Raw genomic sequence first — 18,406 nt, forward strand, 5'->3', positions numbered from 1 at the left:
GATGAGTATAGGAAGGGCACGGCAGCAAGGCAACGGAAGTTTTGTATCGCGTTGCAGAGTGCCCGGCCGTCCCTTTTGCTACTGCTGCACCGGCTGTCCGGGGCGCGGAGCGCCCAGCGTTTCCACCATCGCGCGTCCGGCGCGTCCGGCCCGGCGATGGCGCCACCAGCCCAGCAATGTCAGGACCAGCCAGAAGCACTGGGTCAGGAACGACGCCAGGTTGAAGGCGCCGGCCAGCGAGATCAGGATGCAGCTCGGCCCGATCACGTTGAGGACGACGGCCAGCCGGCCGGTCGGGGATTTGTGCAGGACCTGCACGGCGAAGTGCGCGGTAACGTAGGCGGCAACGCCGACAAGACCGGTCGCGTCGGTAAGACCCAGGGAGGCCATGGTGGTGTGCTTCGTAAGGCAGTGGTACAGCGGTGGATAAGCGCCGTCAGAACGTCTTGGTCACCGAGACCAGGAACGTGCTTTTCAGCGGATTGGAAACGGACGGGTTGCCGGAGGAATCCAGCGCGCCGGTGGTGTATTTGTCGTAGACGTCGGTGCGGCCCCAGCCGCGGGTATAGGCGCCGGTCACGGTCCAGCCACCCTCGAAGGCCTTGGACAGCGCCACGCGCACGTCGCGGAAGTTGTAGGCGGCAAAGTTGCGCACGCGCTCCTGGCCGTAGTGCAGCAGCAGCGTGACACCGTGGCCCAGGTCGAAGGTGCCGTTGATGTCCAGGTAGCCGGAGCCGCGGCTGTGCAGGTTGTTGCCGGACAGCAGCGAGGCGCTGTTGTAGCCGAAGTAGTCGGGGGTATACGTCAGCCAGTACTTGACGTTGAACCACTTGTACGTCAGCGACGCGACCGCCTCGCCGTAGTTGTACTTGGTCTGCGCGTATTGCAGCTTCGCGCCCGGGTAGAGGTAGTAGTAGACCTGTCCGGCGTAGACAAAGTCGCCGACGCTGCCGGTATAGCCGGCATACAGGTCCCATTCGACCGTGCCGCCCTCGATGAACTTGTCGCTGACGCTCGACATCCAGGTGCCGGCGGAAAAGCCGCTGGGGTGGGCGTAGTCGATGCCGCCCTGCACGGCAGGTTTTCCCCAGGTCTGGCGAAAGCCCCGCGAGACGTACTGCGAGGCCAGCGTCATGTTGGCGCTCCATGGCGACGTCGCCGTGGCGGCTTCAGCCGGCGGCATGGTAGCGGTGACTTGCGGCACCGGCGCGACCGCCAGCGTGGTGTCGCCATCGGCCTGCGCCAGCGCGGGCAGCGCCTGGCACAGCAACAGGGGCAGGGCACCTTGCAGGGCCCGTCTTGCGGGAAAGCATTTGCGCAGCATGGAAGTTGTCTCCTCCTTGCAGCCGGTCTGGATTTGTTTATGGGTCGCCGGCTTTGGTGATGGGGAGGCGCGACGCGTCCGACCGGGCGCACGCTGCCCGCCGGGACGCTGGTCCCGGCAGCACAGGTGCCGCGGTCAGGTTTCGGGCGCAAGGCCCGCGCGCCGCGCCGCTGGGATCAGGCGGGCATTGGCAGGGGCATGCGCGTGGCAGGCGGCTGCGCGCGCTCCGCCACCGTCTGCATGCGCGCGGGCGCGGCCTTGTAGTAAGGCGCCGTCGAGCGCTGCAGTGGCGCGCGGCCGCGGATCACGTCGGCCAGCTTCTCGGCCATCATGATGGTGGGCGCGTTCAGGTTGCCGGTGACGATCTTCGGCATGATCGACGCATCGACCACGCGCAGGCCAGACAAGCCATGTACGCGGCCCTGGTGGTCGACCACCGCCATCGGGTCGGAGGCGTGGCCCATCTTGCAGGTACAGGACGGGTGCAGCGCGGTCTCGGCATGGTCGCGCACGAAGGCGTCGATCTCGGCATCGCTCTGCACCATCATGCCGGGCTTGATCTCGCGGCCGCGGAACTGGTCCATCGCCTGCTGGCCGATGATCTCGCGCGTCAGCCGCACCGCGGCGCGAAACTCGCGCCAGTCCACCTCGTGCGCCATGTAGTTGAACAGCAGCCGCGGCTTGACGCGCGGGTCGCGGCTGGCCAGCTTGACGAAGCCGGTGCTGGGCGAGCGCATCGAGCCCACGTGGCACTGGAAGCCGTGCGACTTCACCGGGTTGCTGCCGTCGTAGTTCATTGCCAGCGGGATGAAGTGGTACTGCAGGTTGGGCCAGGCGAACTCGTCGCTGCTGCGGATAAAGCCGCCGGCCTCGAAGTGGTTGGAGGCCGCCGTGCCGGTGCCGCGCAGGTACCACTCGATGCCGATCGCCGGCTTGTTCCACCACTGCAGCGCCGGATACAGCGAGACCGGCCTGGTGCATTCGTACTGCAGGTACATCTCCAGGTGGTCTTGCAGGTTCTCGCCCACGCCCCTCAGGTCGGCTACCGTGTCGATGCCGAACGCGCGCAGTTCGTCGGCATTGCCAACGCCGGAGCGCAACAGCAGCTGCGGCGATGCGATCGCGCCGTTGCTGACGATCACCTCGCGGCGCGCGCGGGCTTCGCGCACGTGGTCGCCCTGCAGGTACGACACGCCGATGGCGCGCGGTCCGGCGAACAGGATGCGGTCGGCCAGCGCACGCGTATGCACGGTCAGGTTGGGACGTTCGCGGGCCTGGTCGAGGTAGGCCAGCGAGGTGCTGCAGCGGCGCCCGCCCGCGGTGGTGGTGCGGTCCATCGGGCCGAAGCCTTCCTGCCGGAAGCCGTTGAGGTCATCGGTGCGGCCGTAGCCTGCCTGCTCGCCGGCCTTGATAAAGGCGTCGAACAGCGGGCTGATGCCGGCCTTGGGCGTGGTCACGTGCAGCGGGCCGTTGCCGCCGTGGTAGTCGTTGGCACCCTTGTCGTAGGTCTCGGCCTTGCGGAAGTAGGGCAGGCAGTCGGCGTAGCTCCAGTCTTGCAGCGACGGGTTCTGCGCCCAGCCGTCGTAGTCCATCGCATTGCCGCGGATATAGCACATGCCATTGATCAGCGACGAGCCGCCCAGGCCCTTGCCGCGGCCCTGCGTCATGCGCCGGTTGTTCATATGCGGCTCGGGCTCGGTGACATAGGCCCAGTTGTAGGTGGTGCCCTGCAGCGGATACGCCAGCGCCGCCGGCATCTGCGTGCGCCAGTCCAGGCGCCAGTCGGGGCCGCCTGCCTCCAGCAGCAGCACCGAGACATCGGCATCCTCGGTCAGCCGCGCCGCCAGCACGCAGCCGGCCGAGCCCGCGCCGACGATGATGTAGTCGTATTCATGGATTGCCTGCATGGTGCAATCTCCTTGTTTGCGTGACGCCGTGCGTGGCAGCCCCGGGGGCGGTGCCACCGCGCACGCGATTGCGAAGTCAGCTGCGCTCAGGCGCCGAACCAGCCCATCGCCTTCGGGGCGAGGTTGATATAGCTGTGCTTGAGCTCGGTGTACTCGTCCAGGCCGATGCGGGCCAGCTCGCGGCCGATGCCGCTCGCCTTGTAGCCGCCCCACGGCGCTTCCGGGAAGTACGGGTGGTAGTCGTTGACCCACACCGTGCCGAAGCGCAGCGCGCGCGACATGCGGTTGGCCTTGTCCAGGTCGCGGGTCCAGACCGCGGCGGCCAGGCCATACGGCGTGTCGTTGGCGGCACGCAGCGCTTCTTCCTCTGAGCGGAAGCGCTCGGCGGTGATCACCGGCCCGAAAATCTCCTCCTTCGCAATCTTCATCTCTGCCGTCACGTCGGCCAGCAGCGTCGGTTCCAGCCAGTAGCCCTTCTTGAACACGTCGCCCGCCGGCCGCTTGCCGCCGTGGACCAGGCGCGCGCCCTCGGCGATGCCGGCCTGCACCATGCCGAGGATCTTCTCGTGTTGTTGCGCCGACTGCACCGGGCCCATCTGGGTTTCGCCATGGAAGCCGTTGCCGATCACGATGCGCGGCAGGCGTTCGGCCAGCCGGCCGATGAATGCATCATAGATGCTGTCCTCGACCATCAGGCGCGAGCCCGCGGAGCAGACCTGTCCGGCGTGGAAGAACGCGGCGTTGAGCGCGTAGTCGACCGCGGCATCCAGGTCGGCGTCGGCAAAGACGATGTTCGGGTTCTTGCCGCCCAGCTCCAGGCCGATGCGCTTGAAGTTGCCGGTGGCGGCCTTCATGATGCTCTCGCCGGCAAACGCGCCGCCGGTGAAGGACACCAGGTCCACGTCCACGCTTTCGGCCAGTTCCGCGCCCACCTCCGCGCCACCGGTCACCAGGTTGAACACGCCCGGCGGCAGGTCCAGCTCGGCCACCAGCTGCGTGAAGTGGTGCGTGGTCAGCGGCGTCAGGTTGCTCGGCTTGATCACCACGGTGTTGCCCGCGCCCAGCGCCGGCGCGATCTTCCACGCGGCCTGCAGCAGCGGGTAGTTCCACGGCGTGATCAGGCCGCACACGCCGACCGGCTCACGCAGCGTGCGGCTGATCACGTGGTGCGGCGCTTCGTTGACGGCGCCCGATTCCGATGCCACCAGCCCGGCAAAGTAGCGGAAGGTGGCCGCGATATCGCCCATGTCGGTGCGGCTTTCGGTCAGGGTCTTGCCGGTGTTGAGCGATTCGAGGTGGGCGAGCTTTTCGGCATCGCGGTCGATCAGTTCGGCAATCTTGTTCAGCAGCCTGGCGCGGTCGCGGATCGTGGTCTGGCGCCACGGGCCGTCAAAGGCGCGGCGCGCGGCCGCGATGGCCAGGCGCGCGTCGGCGCGGGTGGCTTCGGCGGCCTGGGCGATCACCGCTTCGTCGGCCGGGCTGACGATGGCGCGCGTGCCTTGGTCGATGGGCGACTGCCACTGGCCGTCGATATAGAGCTGGGTCTGGATCATTGCTGCGGTTCCGGTTGATCTGGTGGTTTCAGGCGGCCAGGGCGTCGAGCACCATCTGCTGGAAGTGCTGCACGCCGTGCTCGCCAATGGCCGAGGTCTTGTCGTCGGTGACCAGCAGCGGGCCCTGCCCGTTGCGGTAGCCGCGCGACTTCAGGCCGCGCTGCACCGATTCGACGATGCTCAGGTCTTCGGGCTTGAGCACGTTCTTGTAGTACTCGATCAGCTGTTCCTGCTCGGCCGTGGGCGTGCTGTCGCGGAAGTAGAACTCGAAGTGCTGGATGGTGGTGTCGGCATCCACCGGGAACATGTAGAAGACGCCGTAGTTGCCATCGCCCGGCAGCACGTTCAGCGTCACGTTGGGCCACAGCCAGTACGCGGCGAAGTCGGTGTTGGGGGCGTCGCTGTCATAGGTGAAGGCGTCGCTGCCCGAGCGGGTCTGCCCGACCTGGCTGGTGTAGAGGCCGCGCACTTCATGCTTGTAGGTCTCCATCCTGATCGACTCCACCAGCGCCGGGTGCGCGGTCTGGCAGTGCAGGCATTCCAGGTAGTTGTCGACTACAACCTTCCAGTTGGCCTTCATCTCGTAGGTGAGCTTGTGCGCCGGCACCAGCTTGTCGACATCCGGGCAGCGCGCGCGGATCTCGTCGTTGAGGCTGCCTGCCAGTTCGGCCAGCGGCTTCGCGTCCATGTCCAGGTTGACGAACACCAGGCCGCAGAACTCTTCCACGCGCACCGGCGTCAGCCCGGCGTTGTCCTTGCAGAAGCCCGGCACGTTTTCGGCGTTGCGCACGTGGATCAGCTTGCCGTCCAGGCCGAACGACCAGGCGTGATACGGGCAGGTGATCACGTTCTTCGCCTTGCCGGCGCCGTCGGCGAACAGTTCATGCGCACGGTGCGGGCAGACGTTGTAGAAGGCGCGCAGCACGCCGTCGCGGCCGCGCACCACGAAGATGTTCTCGCCCGCTACCTGGGCGGTGGCGTACTGGTTGTTCTCGGCCACCTGGCTCTTGTGCATCACGCACACCCAGCTGCGCGCGAAGATGGTCTTCTTTTCCTGCTCGAAGACCTCCTGCGACGTGTAGTAGTGGGCCGGCAGCGTGTAGGCGAGCGGCGGCGTGGTGCTGCAGACGGGGGCGGCGGTCTCTTGCATGGGGTGTCTCCTCGTTGGTCTCCGTGCCTTGTCGATTCACTATAAGTAAATTAAATCACCAATAGTAATGTGAGATGGAGTCTAGTGAGGTCAGGCCGGTTGTTGCAATTGAAAAAAGCGATGGTTTCGCTGATATAAATTGATGATGGCTATGAGTTCGCGCAAATAACGGGGATGGTGTAAGGTTCGAGTTACTCAATTCACCATCGGTTGAAAAAAAGCGGAGGAGCGCCCATGACCGAAGACACTTTTGCCACGCGCCTGAAGGGGGTGCTGGAAGGCAAAAGGATCATGCTCAAGCAGGTGGCGGAGGCGTTGTCGGTATCGCCGTCGGCCGTGCACAAGTGGACGCGCGGCGGCGAGATCGAATACGAGCGCCTGCTCGCGCTGGCCCGCTACCTGGGCGTCAACTGGCTGTGGCTGCGCTACGGCGAGCAGGCCATTGCCGACCTCGAGGCCAGCACCGCGTCCGACCCGCACATCAAGGAACTGCGCCAGAAGCACCTCGCCGAGATCATGGAAAGCGAGGCGCGGATGAAGTTTGCGCAGGAGGTCTCGGGCATCGTCACCTGGGAATGGAACGTGCTGACCGATGGCCTGACCTATTCGTCCAACGATGTCTCGCTGTTCGGCCGCCATATCCGCAACATGGATGACTTCTGGGCCTGCGTGCATCCCGGCGACGTGGCGCGGCTGAAGGAAGTGCTGACCCGCACGCTGGGTGCGCAGGAGATGCACGAGTGGGAATTCCGCGTGGTGCATGAGGACAACACGCGCTGGATTTCGTCGCGGGCCACGCTGGTGCGCGATTTCGACCAGCGCCCGGTCAAGATGATCGGCGTCAGCCTTGACATTACCGAGCGTCGCCGCGCCGAGGCCGCGCTGCGCCAGAGCGAGGCGCTGCTGGCCAAGGCGCAGCAGATTGCGCACCTGGGCGGCTGGTACTGGAACATCCAGACCGACGACTGCGCCTGGACCGACGAGGCCTACCGCATCTTCGGCTGGGCCCCGCAGGCGTTCAAGGTGACCATGGAGCGCTACCTGGCATCGATCGTCGAGGCCGACCGCCCGCGCGTGCAGGCCGCGATCCGCGCCGCCATCGTCGACAAGGCGCCGTATCGGGTCGACTACCGGATCCAGCTGCCGGACGGCAGCCTGCGCGACATCCATGAAGAAGGCGAGGTCACGCTGGACGAGCACGGCAACGCGCTGACCATGGTGGGGGCGTCGCAGGACGTTACGCCCGGATAGGGCTTGTAGCAGGCTGGCCGGGCAGCGGCCGGGTCATTGAAGGGCGGCATTGCCGCCCTTTTTGTTTGGGCGGGAGGTTTCCGTCACCTGGTTCCGCGAATATCGTTTGTTTCAGTGTAAACCATGCTGGAACGTTTGTTTCATGACCGGCTATGATGGCAGCTCCTGGCGCCGGCCCCCGCGCGCCTGTCCACGGAGGAGAAAACCATCATGTCCCTGGCCAAGCCAGCCATGCCCCAGGCGCCCGCCCACGCCGGCGCGCTGCCGGACGCCGCCGACACGGCGTTCGCCAAGGTCACGCGCCGCATCGTGCCGTTTATCGTGCTGTGCTACTTCTTCAGCTACCTCGACCGGGTCAACGTCGGTTTTGCCAAGCTGCAGATGCAGCAGGCGCTGGGGCTCAGCGACGTGGTCTACGGCCTTGGCGCCGGCATCTTTTTCTGGGGCTACATGCTGTGCCAGGTGCCGTGCAGCCTGCTGATCTACCGCTTCGGCATGCGCCGTTGCATGGCGGCCATCATGATCCTGTGGGGGCTGGTATCGGCCGCCACCATGTTCGTGACCACGCCAGTGGAGTTCTACGCGGCGCGCTTCCTGCTGGGCGTGACCGAGGCCGGCTTCTTCCCGGCGGCGGTGATGTACCTGAACAAGTGGTACCCGGCCGACCGCCAGTCGCGCATCATGTCGATCCTGTTCCTGGCAATGCCGCTGGGCATGGTGCTGGGCGGGCCGATATCGGGCGCGCTGATGTCGGCCACGCATGACCTGCACGGGCTCGACGGCTGGCAATGGATGTTCCTGATCGAGGCGCTGCCAGCCATCCTGCTGGGCCTGCTGCTGTTGCGCATGCTGCCGGAAGCGCCGGAGGCCGCGCCCTGGCTCACGCCGGCCGAAGCCGCCACCATCACCCGCACCCTCAGCACCGAGAACGCGAAGAAGAACACCCGCTTCAGCGCCGCGCTGAAGTCGCCGATCCTGTGGATGCTGATGGCGATCTGCCTGCTCTTCAATATCGGCAACTACGGACTGGTGTTCTGGCTGCCGACCATCATCCAGTCGACGGGGATGTCGTCGCCGCTGGAGATTGCCATGCTGACCGCGATCCCATATGCCGTGGCCTGCGTGGTAATGAACGTCAACGCGGCGCACGCCGAGCGCACCGGCGAGCGCCGCCTGCACGCCGCGCTGCCGCTGCTGGTGGCGGCGGCGGGCATGTGGGCCAGCACGCTGTTCCCGCACAACACGGTGGTGGCGATGGTGTTCCTGACCATCGGCATTTCCGGGCTGATGGCGACCCTGTCGATGTTCTGGGGCCTGCCGGGCCGCGTGCTGGCCGGCACCGCCGCGGCCGGAGGAATCGCCATGATCAACAGCGCCGCCAGCCTGGCGGGCCTGATCGGCCCGGTGCTGATGGGCGGGATCAAGCAGAGCACGGGCAGCATCTCGCTGGGCGTGCTGGCGCTGGCCGGGCTGATGCTGGCCGCGGCGGTGCTGATCCTGGCGATCCCGCGCCAGCTGATGCAATCGCGGAGCTGAACCATGATGCAAGCATGTGGCGATGATCCCGCCCGCCTGGTAGCGCAAGCCACGGCACCTCTGCAATTACCGGTTGCGCCGCAGGATTGCGAGCAGGCCGCCGCGCTGCTGGCCGGCATGGCAACGATGGTGGCACGCCTGCGCGAGGCGCTGGCGCAAGAGGGAGGGGCAGCATGACCGCTGACTCCCTGGCCGCTGCCGCCATGGCGGCGCAAGTGCGCAGCGGCGCGCGCCCTGCCGTCGAGCTGGTGCGCGACGCCTTGCAGCGCGCCGCAGCCGCGGCGCCGCTCAATGCCTGCTCGGCGCTGCTGGCGCACGGGGCGCTGGCGCAGGCGGCGGCGCTGGACCGCCGGCGCGCCCACGGCCTGCCGGTGCCAGCGCTTGCCGGCGTACCCTTCGTGGTGAAGAACCTGCTCGACGTGCGCGGCCACGCCACGCTGGCCGGCGCCGCGCCGCGCGCGCAGCAGCCGCCGGTGACGCGCGATGCCGATGCGGTCGAGGCGCTGGTGGCCGCGGGCGCGGTGCCGGTCGCGCTGGCGGCGATGGACGAATACGCATGCGGCGCCACCGGCGAGAACGTGATCGGCGGCCCGGTGCGCAACCCGCTCGACCCGGCGCGCATCACCGGCGGTTCGTCGGCGGGCACCGCGGCGCTGGTGGCGGCCGGCGTGGTGCCGTTCGGGCTGGGCTCGGACACCAATGGCTCGATCCGCGCGCCGGCCGCGTTCTGCGGCATCTGGGGACTGCGTCCGACCACGGGCCGGCTATCGCTGCGGGGATGCGTGCCGTATGCGCAGAGCCTGGATACGGTGGGACCGATGGCAGGGAATGCCGGCGACCTCGCGTTGGCCTATGCGGCCATGCTTGGCATGGATGCGCCCGAGGATAAGCAAGGCAGGGGTGTCGCGGCGTTGCGCGTCGGCGTGCTCGGCCAGGGCTTTGCCGATTTCGGCGAGCCTTCGGTGCAGGCGGCCGTGCTGCGAGTGGCATCGGCCTTCGGCGCGGTGCGCACCATCGACCTGCCCGACGCGGATGCCGCACGCGATGCGGCGTCGGTGATTTCCGCCTATGAAGTCGGACGCAACCACCTGGCCATGGATTTCTCCGTGCGCCATGGCAGCTACAGCGCCTTCGTGCGCCAGCGCATCCTGGCCGGGCTAGCCATGCCGCGGGACTGGTATGACGTCGCGTGCCAGTACCAGTCGGCGTGGCGGCAGCGGCTGCTGGCGCTGTTCGATGAGGTCGACTTGCTGCTGGCGCCCTCGACTCCCTATGCGGCAACGCCGATCGGCGCCGAGACCGTCGAAGTTGCCGGCCGCGTCTACCGGCCGCGCGCCGATGCCGGCCACATGACGCGGCCGTTGTCGCTGGCGGGCCTGCCGGTGGTGGCCGCACCTTGTGCCGGCCCGGGCTTGCCCGCCGGCGTGCAGATCGTGGCACCGCCGTGGCGGGAAAGCCTGGCGCTGGCGGCGGGGCGCTTTCTCGAGGTGGAGGGCCTGTGCCGCAGGGCGGTTCCCCGATCTATGTAACGAGTGTTTCATCGAGGAATTGGCGTACAAAAGGCTGGTTGCCGCGAATGTCCATTCTAATTGTTTCGTATGAATCATCTAGAGAAACAAATGTTGCATTGGCTGCGGAAGTGCCCCTATACTGCAAGCGCCTTGACCGGCGCCAACCCAGGGACTGAACGGGATATCGAGATGCAAGAGCAAAGGCAGCAGCAAAAGCGAAGGTCGCTGGCCACCCTGCTGTGGCTGGGCGCCGCCCTCCTGGCCGGCCCGGCGGCGGCCGATACCTATCCGGTGCGACCGATCCGCCTGGTGGTGCCGTCGGCAGCCGGCGGCAGCCCTGACGTGCTGATGCGCGCGCTGGGCGCCGAGGCCGGCAAGTCGCTGGGCCAGTCCTTCGTGATCGACAACAAGCCCGGCGCCTCCGGCGTGATCGGCATCTCCGAGCTCGAGCGCGCCGCGCCCGACGGCTATACGCTCGGCTACGCCAACAACGTCACGCTGTCGATCAACAAGAGCACCTTCCGCAAGCTGCCGTACCGGCCCGACGCCTTGGTGCCGGTGGTGCTGCTGTTCAAGGTGCCGAACGTGATCGCGGTCCGTCCCGACATGCCGGTGAAGACGTTTGCCGAGCTGGTGGCGCACATCAAGGCCAACCCGGACAAGGTCACCTACGCCTCGCCCGGACAAGGCACGTCCGGCCACCTCACCGGGCAGCTGCTGGCCGACAAGGCGGGCCTTGCCTGGACCCATGTCGGCTACAAGGGCAGTCCGCAGGCCGCAACCGATGTGGTGGGCGGCCAGGTCAACGTGCTGATCGACAACATGCCCACCATCCTGCCGCTGATCAAGGCCGGCAAACTCAAGCCGCTTGCCGTGACCAGCCTGACACGCTCGCCGCTGCTGCCGGCGCTGCCGACCATCGCGGAATCCGGCGTGCCGGGTTTCGAGGGCGTGGCGTGGGGCGGCCTGGTGGCGCCGCAGGGCACCGCCGCCGACGTGGTGGCCAGGCTCAACGGCGCCTTCAACCGCGCGCTGGCGGAGCCGGCCATGCGCGAGAAATTCGCCGCGCTGGGCGCCGAGCCGGTCGGCGGCACGCCGCAGGCGCTGGCCGGCTATGCCGCACGCGAAACCGACAAATGGGCGGCGGTGGTCAGGCAGGCCGGCATCGCGCCGCAGTAAGGCCCGTCGACGAGACAAGGACTGACAATGGCATCGCAATCCCCGGCGCCCCAACGCGCCGACCTGCTCTTTCGCAACGCCACGGTGGTGGACGGCACGGGCGCGGCGCGCCGCAGCGCCGATGTCGCGGTCAGCGGTGACCGCATCGTTGCCGTAGGCGACTGCGCCGGCATCGCCGCGGACCACACCGTCGACGCCGGCGGCCGCGTGCTGGCGCCGGGCTTTATCGACGCGCATACGCACGACGACGGCTACCTGCTGGTGCACCGGGACATGACGCCCAAGGTGTCGCAGGGCATCACCACGGTGGTGACCGGCAACTGCGGCATCAGCGTGGCGCCGCTGCTCAGCGGCGCGCCGCCGCAGCCGCTGGACCTGCTGGGCCCGCCCACGCTGTTCCGCTTCGATACCTTCGCGCAGTGGCTCGATGCGCTGCGCGCGGCGCCGGCCAACGTCAACGTGGTGCCGCTGCTGGGGCACTCCACGCTGCGCGTGCGTGCCATGCCTGAGCTGGACCGCCCCGCCAATGACGCGGAGATAGCCGCGATGCGCGAGGAGGTCAGGCTGGCGATGGAGGCGGGCGCCTTCGGGGTGTCCACCGGCACCTTCTATCCGCCGGCTGCCGCCGCCACTGAAGCGGAAATCATTGCCGTGTGCGAGCCGGTCCGCACCCATCGCGGTCTCTATTCCACCCACCTGCGCGACGAGACCGACGCCATCGTGCCGTCGATCGAGGAGGCGCTGCGCATCGGCCGCGCGCTGGACTGCCCGGTGGTGTTCTCGCACCACAAGGTGGCGGGCAAGCGCAACCATGGCCGCTCGGCCGAAACGCTGGGACTGCTGGCCGAGGCCGCGCGCCTGCAGCCGTTGTGCCTGGACTGCCATCCTTACCCCGCGACCTCGACCATGCTGCGGCTGGACCGCGTGCGCCAGTCCACGCGCACGCTGATCACGTGGTCCACCGGCTATCCCGCGGCGGGCGGCCGCGATTTCCATGAGCTGATGCAGGAACTGGGGCTGGACGAGGAAGCGCTGCTCGCCCGCCTGCGTCCCGCGGCGGCGATCTACTTCATCATGGACGAACGCGACGTCGCGCGCATCGCGCAGTTCCCGCTGACCATGTTCGGCTCCGACGGCCTGCCGTTCGACCCGCGCCCGCATCCGCGCCAGTGGGGCACCTTCCCGCGCATCCTCGCGCGCATGGTGCGCGAAGAGCAGCTGCTGACGCTCGAAGCCGCGATTCACAAGATGTCCGGGCTGGCCGCGCAGCAATACGGCCTGCAAGACCGGGGGCGCATCGCGCCGGGCGCGTTTGCCGACCTGGTGCTGTTCGATGCGCAGCGCGTGCAGGACCGCGCCACCTTTGAAGACCCGCTGCAGCTCAGCACCGGCATCGACGGCGTCTGGGTCAACGGCGCACAGGTCTGGCAACAAGGCGCGCAGGCCGGGGATGCCGCCGGCAGCGCGCGGCCGGCATTTTCCGGCCGCGTGCTGCGCCGCCTTGCCACCGAACACACTGCCATCACCACACCATCATGACCCACGTATTCCATCGCAATCCGCGCCAGCAACTGCCCGTTGCCGTGGCCGGGCAGGGCATCGAACTGATCGACAGCACCGGCCGGCGCTACCTGGACGCCTCCGGCGGCGCCGCCGTGTCGTGCCTGGGGCACGGCCATCCGCGCGTGATCGAGGCGATCAAGGCGCAGCTCGACACCATCGCCTATGCGCACACCTCGTTCTTCACCACCGAGGTATCGGAGACGCTGGCCGATACCCTGGCGCGGGCCGCGCCGGGCGATCTCGATCATGTCTATTTCGTCTCGGGTGGCTCGGAGGCAGTGGAATCGGCGCTGAAGCTGGCGCGCCAGTACTTTGTCGAGGTCGGGCAGCCCGCGCGGCGCCACTTCATCGCGCGCCGCCAGAGCTATCACGGCAATACGCTCGGTGCGCTTGCGATCGGGGGCAACGCGTGGCGGCGCGAGCCGTTCCTGCCGCTGCTGGTGCCGGCCCACCACGTGTCGCCTTGCTATGCCTACCGCGAGCGGCAGGCGGGCGAGACCGATGCGCAATACGCGCAGCGGCTGGCCGACGAACTGGACGCGAAAATCCAGGACCTCGGTCCCGGAACCGTCGCCGCATTTGTCGCCGAAACCGTGGTCGGCGCCACCGCCGGCGCGGTGCCGCCGGTGGGTGACTACCTGAAGCGCATCCGCGCGGTGTGCGACAAGTACGGCGTGCTGCTGATCCTGGATGAGGTGATGTCAGGCATGGGCCGCACCGGCTACCTGTTCGCCTGCGAAGAGGACGGCGTGGTGCCTGATATCGTCACCATCGCCAAGGGGCTGGGCGCCGGCTACCAGCCCATCGGCGCGATGCTGTCGACGCGCCGGATCTACGACGCCATCGTCGGCGGCAGCGGCTTCTTCCAGCACGGCCACACTTATATCGGGCACGCCACGGCTTGCGCCGCGGCCCTGGCGGTGCAGCGGACCATTGCCGAAGACAAGCTGCTGGCCAACGTGCTGGCCCGCGGCGAGCAACTGCGCCAGCGGCTGCGTGAGGCACTTGGCGACCACCCCAACCTGGGCGATGTGCGCGGTCGCGGCCTGTTCGTCGGCGTGGAATTCGTCTCCGACCGCGACAGCAAGGCCACGCTCGATCCCGCGCTGAAGACGCACGCGCGGCTGAAATCCGCGGCAATGCAGAACGGGCTGCTGGTTTATCCGATGGGCGGCACCGTCGACGGTGTGCAGGGCGACCACGTGCTGTTCGCACCGCCGTTTATTTGCACGCCGCGGGATATCGACAATATCGTCGACCGCTTTGCCGTGGCGGTGCAGGCGGTGCTGCCAGCGAGCGTTACCGCTTGATTTACTGAAAGGGACCAGTTTGAAGGTGGTTTGCTCCCCTCTCCCGCTTGCGGGAGAGGGGCAGGGGGTGAGGGCAGGCGGTGGCATACCGCAGGCCTGACTTCGTAGAGACTCCCGCCCTCACCCCGACCCTCTCCCGCAAGCGGGAGAGGGAGTACACAAGCGGGCGTTTGAATCGACCGACGCAAGTAACGCGCAGCGGGCCCGCGCTAGCCGGCACCCCTACAGCCTGAACTCCCCCACCACCTGCTGCAACTCCGTCGCCCGCCCGGCCAGCGCCTGCGACGCGCTGGCCGCCTGCTCCACCAGCGCGGCGTTCTGCTGCGTGACGGTGTCCATCTGCGCCACCGCTTCGTTGACCTGGGCGATGCCGGCGCTTTGCTGTTCCGATGCGGTGGTGATCTCGCCCAGCAGCCCGGTGACGCTGGCCACGGCCTGGACGATTTCCTGCATGGTTGTGCCGGCCTGGCCGACCAGGGCCGAGCCGCTGTCGACCTGCTGCACCGAATCGTCGATCAGCTGCTTGATCTCGCGCGCCGCGGCGGCGCTGCGCTGTGCCAGCGTGCGCACCTCGCCCGCGACCACGGCGAAGCCGCGGCCCTGTTCGCCCGCGCGGGCCGCTTCGACCGCGGCGTTCAGAGCCAGGATATTGGTCTGGAAGGCGATGCCTTCGATCACCTCGATGATGTCGGTGACCTTGCGTGAGCTGGCGCTGATCGCCGACATGGTCTGCACCACGTTGCCCACCACTTCGCCGCCGCGCGCGGCGATGTCCGAGGCGCTGGCGGCCATGCCGTTGGCGGCGCGGGCGCGTTCGGTGTTCTGCTGCACCATTGCGGTCAGCTCGCCCATGCTCGATGCCGTTTGCTGCAGCGCCGCGGCCTGCTCTTCGGTGCGTTGCGACAGGTCGGTATTGCCGGCGGCAATCTGGTGCGAGGCGTCGGTAATGGAGTCGGTGGCGGTGCGGATGCGCGTGACCAGGTCGGTCAGCATGTCTTCCATCTCGCCCAGACCACCGAGCAACCGGCCGAACTCGCCACCGCGGTCGGTATTGAATTCCTGGCTGAGGTCGCCCGCGGCCACGGTTTCGGCAATGTGGACGGCTTCGGACAGCGGCGCCTCGATGCCGCGCGACAGTCCCCAGACCGCGCCTACCGCCAGGCATAGCCCGGCTGCGGCCAGCGCCATCATCAGTCGCCGCGCATCGGCGCCGTCCTGCATGCGCGGCACGGCCACCGCGGTCCCGATCGCCATCAGCGACCACATGGCGCCAAACGCCGCGCCCAGGCGTATGCGAATGCCAAGATTCTGCATCTCTGTCTCCTGTCTCCGTCCCAATGCGACCCCATTGCTTAACGGCGGGAAAGGGCGAGGGCTTTAGCCTTCTTGCGAGCGGCGCCGCTTACATTTGCAATTGAGTTGCGTTATGATGGCGCCCGTCGAAACCGCCAGCGCCACCTTCAATGCGTCTGCATGCGAACCTCGTGCGTCTCGCCTGGGCCGTGCTCCTGCTCGTTCTCGTGCAGGCGTGGGCCGCGGTGACGCACGTGCATGCGGTGCCGGAAGCGCGGACGCCGGCGGCGAACCCGGCCATGGCCGTGGCTGCAGACCAGTTCGACGGAGCCGGGGCCGTCGAATCCGGGCGCGCCCCCGCCGAAGACCAGACCGAGTGCGATTGCCTCTGGTGTTCGCCCCGGCTGCATCTGTTCCTGTGCATCGCGTTCGCGGCCCAGCTGCTGGGCGTGATCCGGCGCTTGCTGTCGCGGAGCCGGCCGGTCGCTGTCACCGCGCCGCCATGGCGCACACGCTTCCTTTCACCCCCCACCTTGCGCGCGCCCCCGGCGCTGCCCTGCGCCGCCGGCTGAACGCCGCGGCGCCGCCTTCCGCTTACGTCTGATTCCCCGCCCGCCAGCCCCGGCGGGTGGCTTGCTCACGTCTGGATTTGGTACGGCCCGCCCGCTGCCCGCAGCGGCTTCCGTGCGCGCCGTCGCAAGGGTTCATGAACAACAACAACGAACACACGGGTACCGCGCGCGCCTTCGCTTGCGCGCTGTTGCCGCTGGCATCGGGTCTCCTCAGCCAGCCCGCCGCGGCCGAAGCCGGTCACGGCATGCTGCCGCACGTCAGCGTGGTGGCGACGCAGGACGACCGACCGCACGACCGGCGCAACGTCGTCACCACCGACAGCGCGGGGCTGCCGGCAGCGGTATCGGTGGTCACGGCCGAGGAACTGGCCACCATCAATATCGGCCGGGACATCTCCAACATGTTCCGCCGCGTGCCCGGCGTGGTGGCCAACAATATCGACCAGGGCGATACCGGCAATGGCTTCCGCATGCGCGGCTTTGCCACCCAGGGCACGCACGGTGCCGACACCGCGGTCTATGTCGACGGGGTGCCGCAGAACATGCCGTCCAGCCAGGCAGGGGCGGGGCACGGTCCGGCCTTCCTGGAATGGCTGACGCCGGACATGATCGGCCAGATCGATGTCATCAAGGGGCCGGTGTCGGCGCTGTACGGCGACCAGAACCGGGCCGGCGCGGTGCCGATCCGGACCCAGTCCGGCGAGGTGCCGTCCAGCTTCGGCATCGGGCTGGACCGCTACGACGGCAAGCGCGCCACCCTGGTGCTGTCGGGCCGCCATGCGCTGCGGCCTGACGCGCAACCGATCGAGTCGCTGTTCGTCGCGGACCTGTACCGCACCCACAGCTACCGCTACGACGGCAGCACCGAGCGCGACAATCTGTTCTGGAAGCTGTCGACCCGCATCGGCGAAGGTCTCTACAGCCTGCGCCTGAATCACTATCGCGCTGAATCGACGGCGGCCGGCTACCTGCTGCTGAGCGACCTGCAGTCGGGCAAGGTGGACCCGCGCTCGACCCAGTACGGCCTGCCTGGCTTCGGCAGCGGCACGCGCTCGATGTTCGCGCTGAACCGCGCGCCCGCGCACGGCGAAGAAGGCTGGTACGCGACGCTGTACGGCGAAGCCTTCGAGCGCGAGCGCGGTATCGCCACCAGCAGCGTGCAGCATACCGTCGGCTCTGACGACCGCAGCATCTTCGGCGGCCGGCTGGCCGGCAACGTTGCCTTCGGCGAGCGCGCCGCGCTCATGGCCGGCCTGGAGGTGCGCCGCGACCACGGCGACGCGCAGCGCCAGATCTGGCTGCGCGGCGTGCCTACCGCCAACTATGTCAACGCGCAGCGGCTGAGCCTGCTGACCTACGGGCTGTTCGTGCAGGCGCAGTTCAAGCCGGTCGATGCGGTCAAGCTCAGTGCCGGCCTGCGGCGCGACTGGTTCGACTACGACATCGTCAACCGCAAGCTGCCCGCAGCCAGCACGGACTATTTCAAGGGAGTCACCACGCCGAAGCTCGGCGCGGCCTGGACCGTGCTGCCCGGGCTCGACCTGTTCGCCAACGTCGCCCAGGGCTTCCGCTCGCCGGCCGCCGAGCAGATCAGCAGCAGCGGCGCGCCCGGGCCGCTGGGCGCGCCCGGCGGGACGGTCTATGACGTATCGCCGTCGAAGGTGAAGTCCTACGACGTGGGCTTCACCGCCACCCCGGCGCGCAACCTGACGGTCACCGCGGCGGCCTATTACACCCTCAACGAGGACGAGATCGTCGGGCAGGCGGACGGCTCGTTCCGATCGGTGGGCGACACCACCCGCAAGGGCTATGAAGTCGAGGCGCGCTGGCGGCCGGTGCGGCCGGTTTCGCTCTATGCCAGCTACGGCCACATCATCCAGGCCGAAGCCAACAACCCGCTGCCCAACACCGGCGCCAGGCTGTCGGTGCCGCGCCACCAGCTCAAGCTCGGGGCGGAATACCGGCAGCGGCTGCAGGGCGTGCAGCTGACCGTCAATGCCGACGCCTACCTGACTACCGGCATCCCGTACTACATGGGGACGCCGCAGACCCAGCTGCGCTTCATGCCGGCCTACACGCGCTTCGACCTGCGCGGGGTGCTTGACTGGAAGCAATACCAGCTGTCGCTGTTCGCGGTGCTGCAGCCGCACCGGTTCTCGACCGAGGCCGCCTATGGCTCGGCAGCCGGGCTGCTGGTGTCGCCGCAGCCAAAATGGCAGTTCGGCATGGCGGCGCGCTACTTCTTCTGACCCGACGG

At 68.1% G+C, this 18,406-nt stretch carries 15 protein-coding genes; 9 read left to right on the forward strand and 6 right to left on the reverse strand.

Annotation, left to right across the window (positions count from 1 at the left end; all coding sequences use genetic code 11):
• Positions 1-78: 78 nt before the first annotated feature.
• The 5 genes from U9J39_RS03225 to U9J39_RS03245 form a co-directional block, all read right to left on the reverse strand.
• Positions 79-390: a CBU_0592 family membrane protein gene (locus U9J39_RS03225; protein WP_326346508.1), complete on the reverse strand. Its 312-nt coding sequence runs from the start codon at positions 388-390 to the stop codon at positions 79-81.
• A 46-nt stretch (positions 391-436) separates the two neighbouring features.
• Entirely contained in the window at positions 437-1,324 is an 888-nt protein-coding gene (locus U9J39_RS03230; RefSeq protein WP_326346509.1) for a TorF family putative porin, read from the reverse strand.
• A 176-nt stretch (positions 1,325-1,500) separates the two neighbouring features.
• A complete protein-coding gene (betA, locus tag U9J39_RS03235) occupies positions 1,501-3,231 on the reverse strand; it encodes a choline dehydrogenase (RefSeq protein WP_326346510.1) in 1,731 nt (576 codons plus the stop codon).
• Between the two features lie 86 nt (positions 3,232-3,317).
• Positions 3,318-4,784 (reverse strand): aldehyde dehydrogenase family protein, encoded by a 1,467-nt coding sequence (locus U9J39_RS03240; protein ID WP_326346511.1) that lies wholly within the window; start codon positions 4,782-4,784, stop codon positions 3,318-3,320.
• A gap of 28 nt (positions 4,785-4,812) precedes the next feature.
• Positions 4,813-5,934: an aromatic ring-hydroxylating oxygenase subunit alpha gene (locus tag U9J39_RS03245; RefSeq protein WP_326346512.1), complete on the reverse strand. Its 1,122-nt coding sequence runs from the start codon at positions 5,932-5,934 to the stop codon at positions 4,813-4,815.
• Between the two features lie 234 nt (positions 5,935-6,168).
• On the opposite strand from U9J39_RS03245, the gene U9J39_RS03250 reads away from it, so the two are divergent.
• The 7 genes from U9J39_RS03250 (at position 6,169) to U9J39_RS03280 (ending at position 14,284) form a co-directional block, all read left to right on the forward strand.
• Positions 6,169-7,185, forward strand: a complete 1,017-nt coding sequence (locus U9J39_RS03250) for a PAS domain-containing protein (RefSeq protein ID WP_326346513.1) — start codon at positions 6,169-6,171, stop codon at positions 7,183-7,185.
• 210 nt (positions 7,186-7,395) lie between these two features.
• Complete coding sequence (locus U9J39_RS03255; protein ID WP_115713767.1) at positions 7,396-8,721, forward strand: MFS transporter; 1,326 nt, start codon at positions 7,396-7,398, stop codon at positions 8,719-8,721.
• Between the two features lie 3 nt (positions 8,722-8,724).
• Positions 8,725-8,898: a hypothetical protein gene (locus U9J39_RS03260; protein WP_172581849.1), complete on the forward strand. Its 174-nt coding sequence runs from the start codon at positions 8,725-8,727 to the stop codon at positions 8,896-8,898.
• Complete coding sequence (locus U9J39_RS03265; protein ID WP_326346514.1) at positions 8,895-10,250, forward strand: AtzE family amidohydrolase; 1,356 nt, start codon at positions 8,895-8,897, stop codon at positions 10,248-10,250. The genes U9J39_RS03260 and U9J39_RS03265 overlap by 4 nt, the downstream gene beginning before the upstream one ends.
• Before the next feature lie 171 nt (positions 10,251-10,421).
• Positions 10,422-11,411 carry a Bug family tripartite tricarboxylate transporter substrate binding protein gene (locus U9J39_RS03270; RefSeq protein ID WP_326346515.1) on the forward strand — a complete coding sequence of 330 codons (990 nt, stop codon included), beginning with the start codon at positions 10,422-10,424 and terminating at the stop codon, positions 11,409-11,411.
• Positions 11,412-11,438: 27 nt separating this feature from the next.
• Entirely contained in the window at positions 11,439-12,950 is a 1,512-nt protein-coding gene (locus U9J39_RS03275) for an N-acyl-D-amino-acid deacylase family protein (RefSeq protein ID WP_326346516.1), read from the forward strand.
• Positions 12,947-14,284 (forward strand): aspartate aminotransferase family protein, encoded by a 1,338-nt coding sequence (locus U9J39_RS03280; protein ID WP_326346517.1) that lies wholly within the window; start codon positions 12,947-12,949, stop codon positions 14,282-14,284. The genes U9J39_RS03275 and U9J39_RS03280 overlap by 4 nt, the downstream gene beginning before the upstream one ends.
• Positions 14,285-14,506: 222 nt before the next feature.
• Here U9J39_RS03280 and U9J39_RS03285 read toward each other — a convergent pair whose 3' ends face one another.
• Positions 14,507-15,598: a methyl-accepting chemotaxis protein gene (locus tag U9J39_RS03285; protein WP_326346518.1), complete on the reverse strand. Its 1,092-nt coding sequence runs from the start codon at positions 15,596-15,598 to the stop codon at positions 14,507-14,509.
• A gap of 149 nt (positions 15,599-15,747) precedes the next feature.
• On the opposite strand from U9J39_RS03285, the gene U9J39_RS03290 reads away from it, so the two are divergent.
• On the forward strand, positions 15,748-16,149 hold the full coding sequence (locus tag U9J39_RS03290; RefSeq protein ID WP_116314079.1) for a hypothetical protein: 402 nt from the start codon (positions 15,748-15,750) through the stop codon (positions 16,147-16,149).
• Between the two features lie 134 nt (positions 16,150-16,283).
• On the forward strand, positions 16,284-18,398 hold the full coding sequence (locus U9J39_RS03295) for a TonB-dependent receptor (protein ID WP_326346519.1): 2,115 nt from the start codon (positions 16,284-16,286) through the stop codon (positions 18,396-18,398).
• The last annotated feature ends 8 nt before the right edge of the window (positions 18,399-18,406 follow it).

The sequence above is a fragment of the Cupriavidus sp. SS-3 genome (assembly GCF_035818815.1).
GTDB lineage: Bacteria > Pseudomonadota > Gammaproteobacteria > Burkholderiales > Burkholderiaceae > Cupriavidus > Cupriavidus taiwanensis_C.

What these genes read in the sequence shown, in the direction of transcription:
- U9J39_RS03225 (WP_326346508.1), bottom strand. Translation starts at nt 390, where the DNA reads ATGGCCTCCCTGGGTCTTACCGACGCGACCGGTCTTGTCGGCGTTGCC.
- U9J39_RS03230 (WP_326346509.1), bottom strand. Translation starts at nt 1,324, where the DNA reads ATGCTGCGCAAATGCTTTCCCGCAAGACGGGCCCTGCAAGGTGCCCTG.
- betA (WP_326346510.1), bottom strand. Translation starts at nt 3,231, where the DNA reads ATGCAGGCAATCCATGAATACGACTACATCATCGTCGGCGCGGGCTCG.
- U9J39_RS03240 (WP_326346511.1), bottom strand. Translation starts at nt 4,784, where the DNA reads ATGATCCAGACCCAGCTCTATATCGACGGCCAGTGGCAGTCGCCCATC.
- U9J39_RS03245 (WP_326346512.1), bottom strand. Translation starts at nt 5,934, where the DNA reads ATGCAAGAGACCGCCGCCCCCGTCTGCAGCACCACGCCGCCGCTCGCC.
- U9J39_RS03250 (WP_326346513.1), top strand. Translation starts at nt 6,169, where the DNA reads ATGACCGAAGACACTTTTGCCACGCGCCTGAAGGGGGTGCTGGAAGGC.
- U9J39_RS03255 (WP_115713767.1), top strand. Translation starts at nt 7,396, where the DNA reads ATGTCCCTGGCCAAGCCAGCCATGCCCCAGGCGCCCGCCCACGCCGGC.
- U9J39_RS03260 (WP_172581849.1), top strand. Translation starts at nt 8,725, where the DNA reads ATGATGCAAGCATGTGGCGATGATCCCGCCCGCCTGGTAGCGCAAGCC.
- U9J39_RS03265 (WP_326346514.1), top strand. Translation starts at nt 8,895, where the DNA reads ATGACCGCTGACTCCCTGGCCGCTGCCGCCATGGCGGCGCAAGTGCGC.
- U9J39_RS03270 (WP_326346515.1), top strand. Translation starts at nt 10,422, where the DNA reads ATGCAAGAGCAAAGGCAGCAGCAAAAGCGAAGGTCGCTGGCCACCCTG.
- U9J39_RS03275 (WP_326346516.1), top strand. Translation starts at nt 11,439, where the DNA reads ATGGCATCGCAATCCCCGGCGCCCCAACGCGCCGACCTGCTCTTTCGC.
- U9J39_RS03280 (WP_326346517.1), top strand. Translation starts at nt 12,947, where the DNA reads ATGACCCACGTATTCCATCGCAATCCGCGCCAGCAACTGCCCGTTGCC.
- U9J39_RS03285 (WP_326346518.1), bottom strand. Translation starts at nt 15,598, where the DNA reads ATGCAGAATCTTGGCATTCGCATACGCCTGGGCGCGGCGTTTGGCGCC.
- U9J39_RS03290 (WP_116314079.1), top strand. Translation starts at nt 15,748, where the DNA reads ATGCGTCTGCATGCGAACCTCGTGCGTCTCGCCTGGGCCGTGCTCCTG.
- U9J39_RS03295 (WP_326346519.1), top strand. Translation starts at nt 16,284, where the DNA reads ATGAACAACAACAACGAACACACGGGTACCGCGCGCGCCTTCGCTTGC.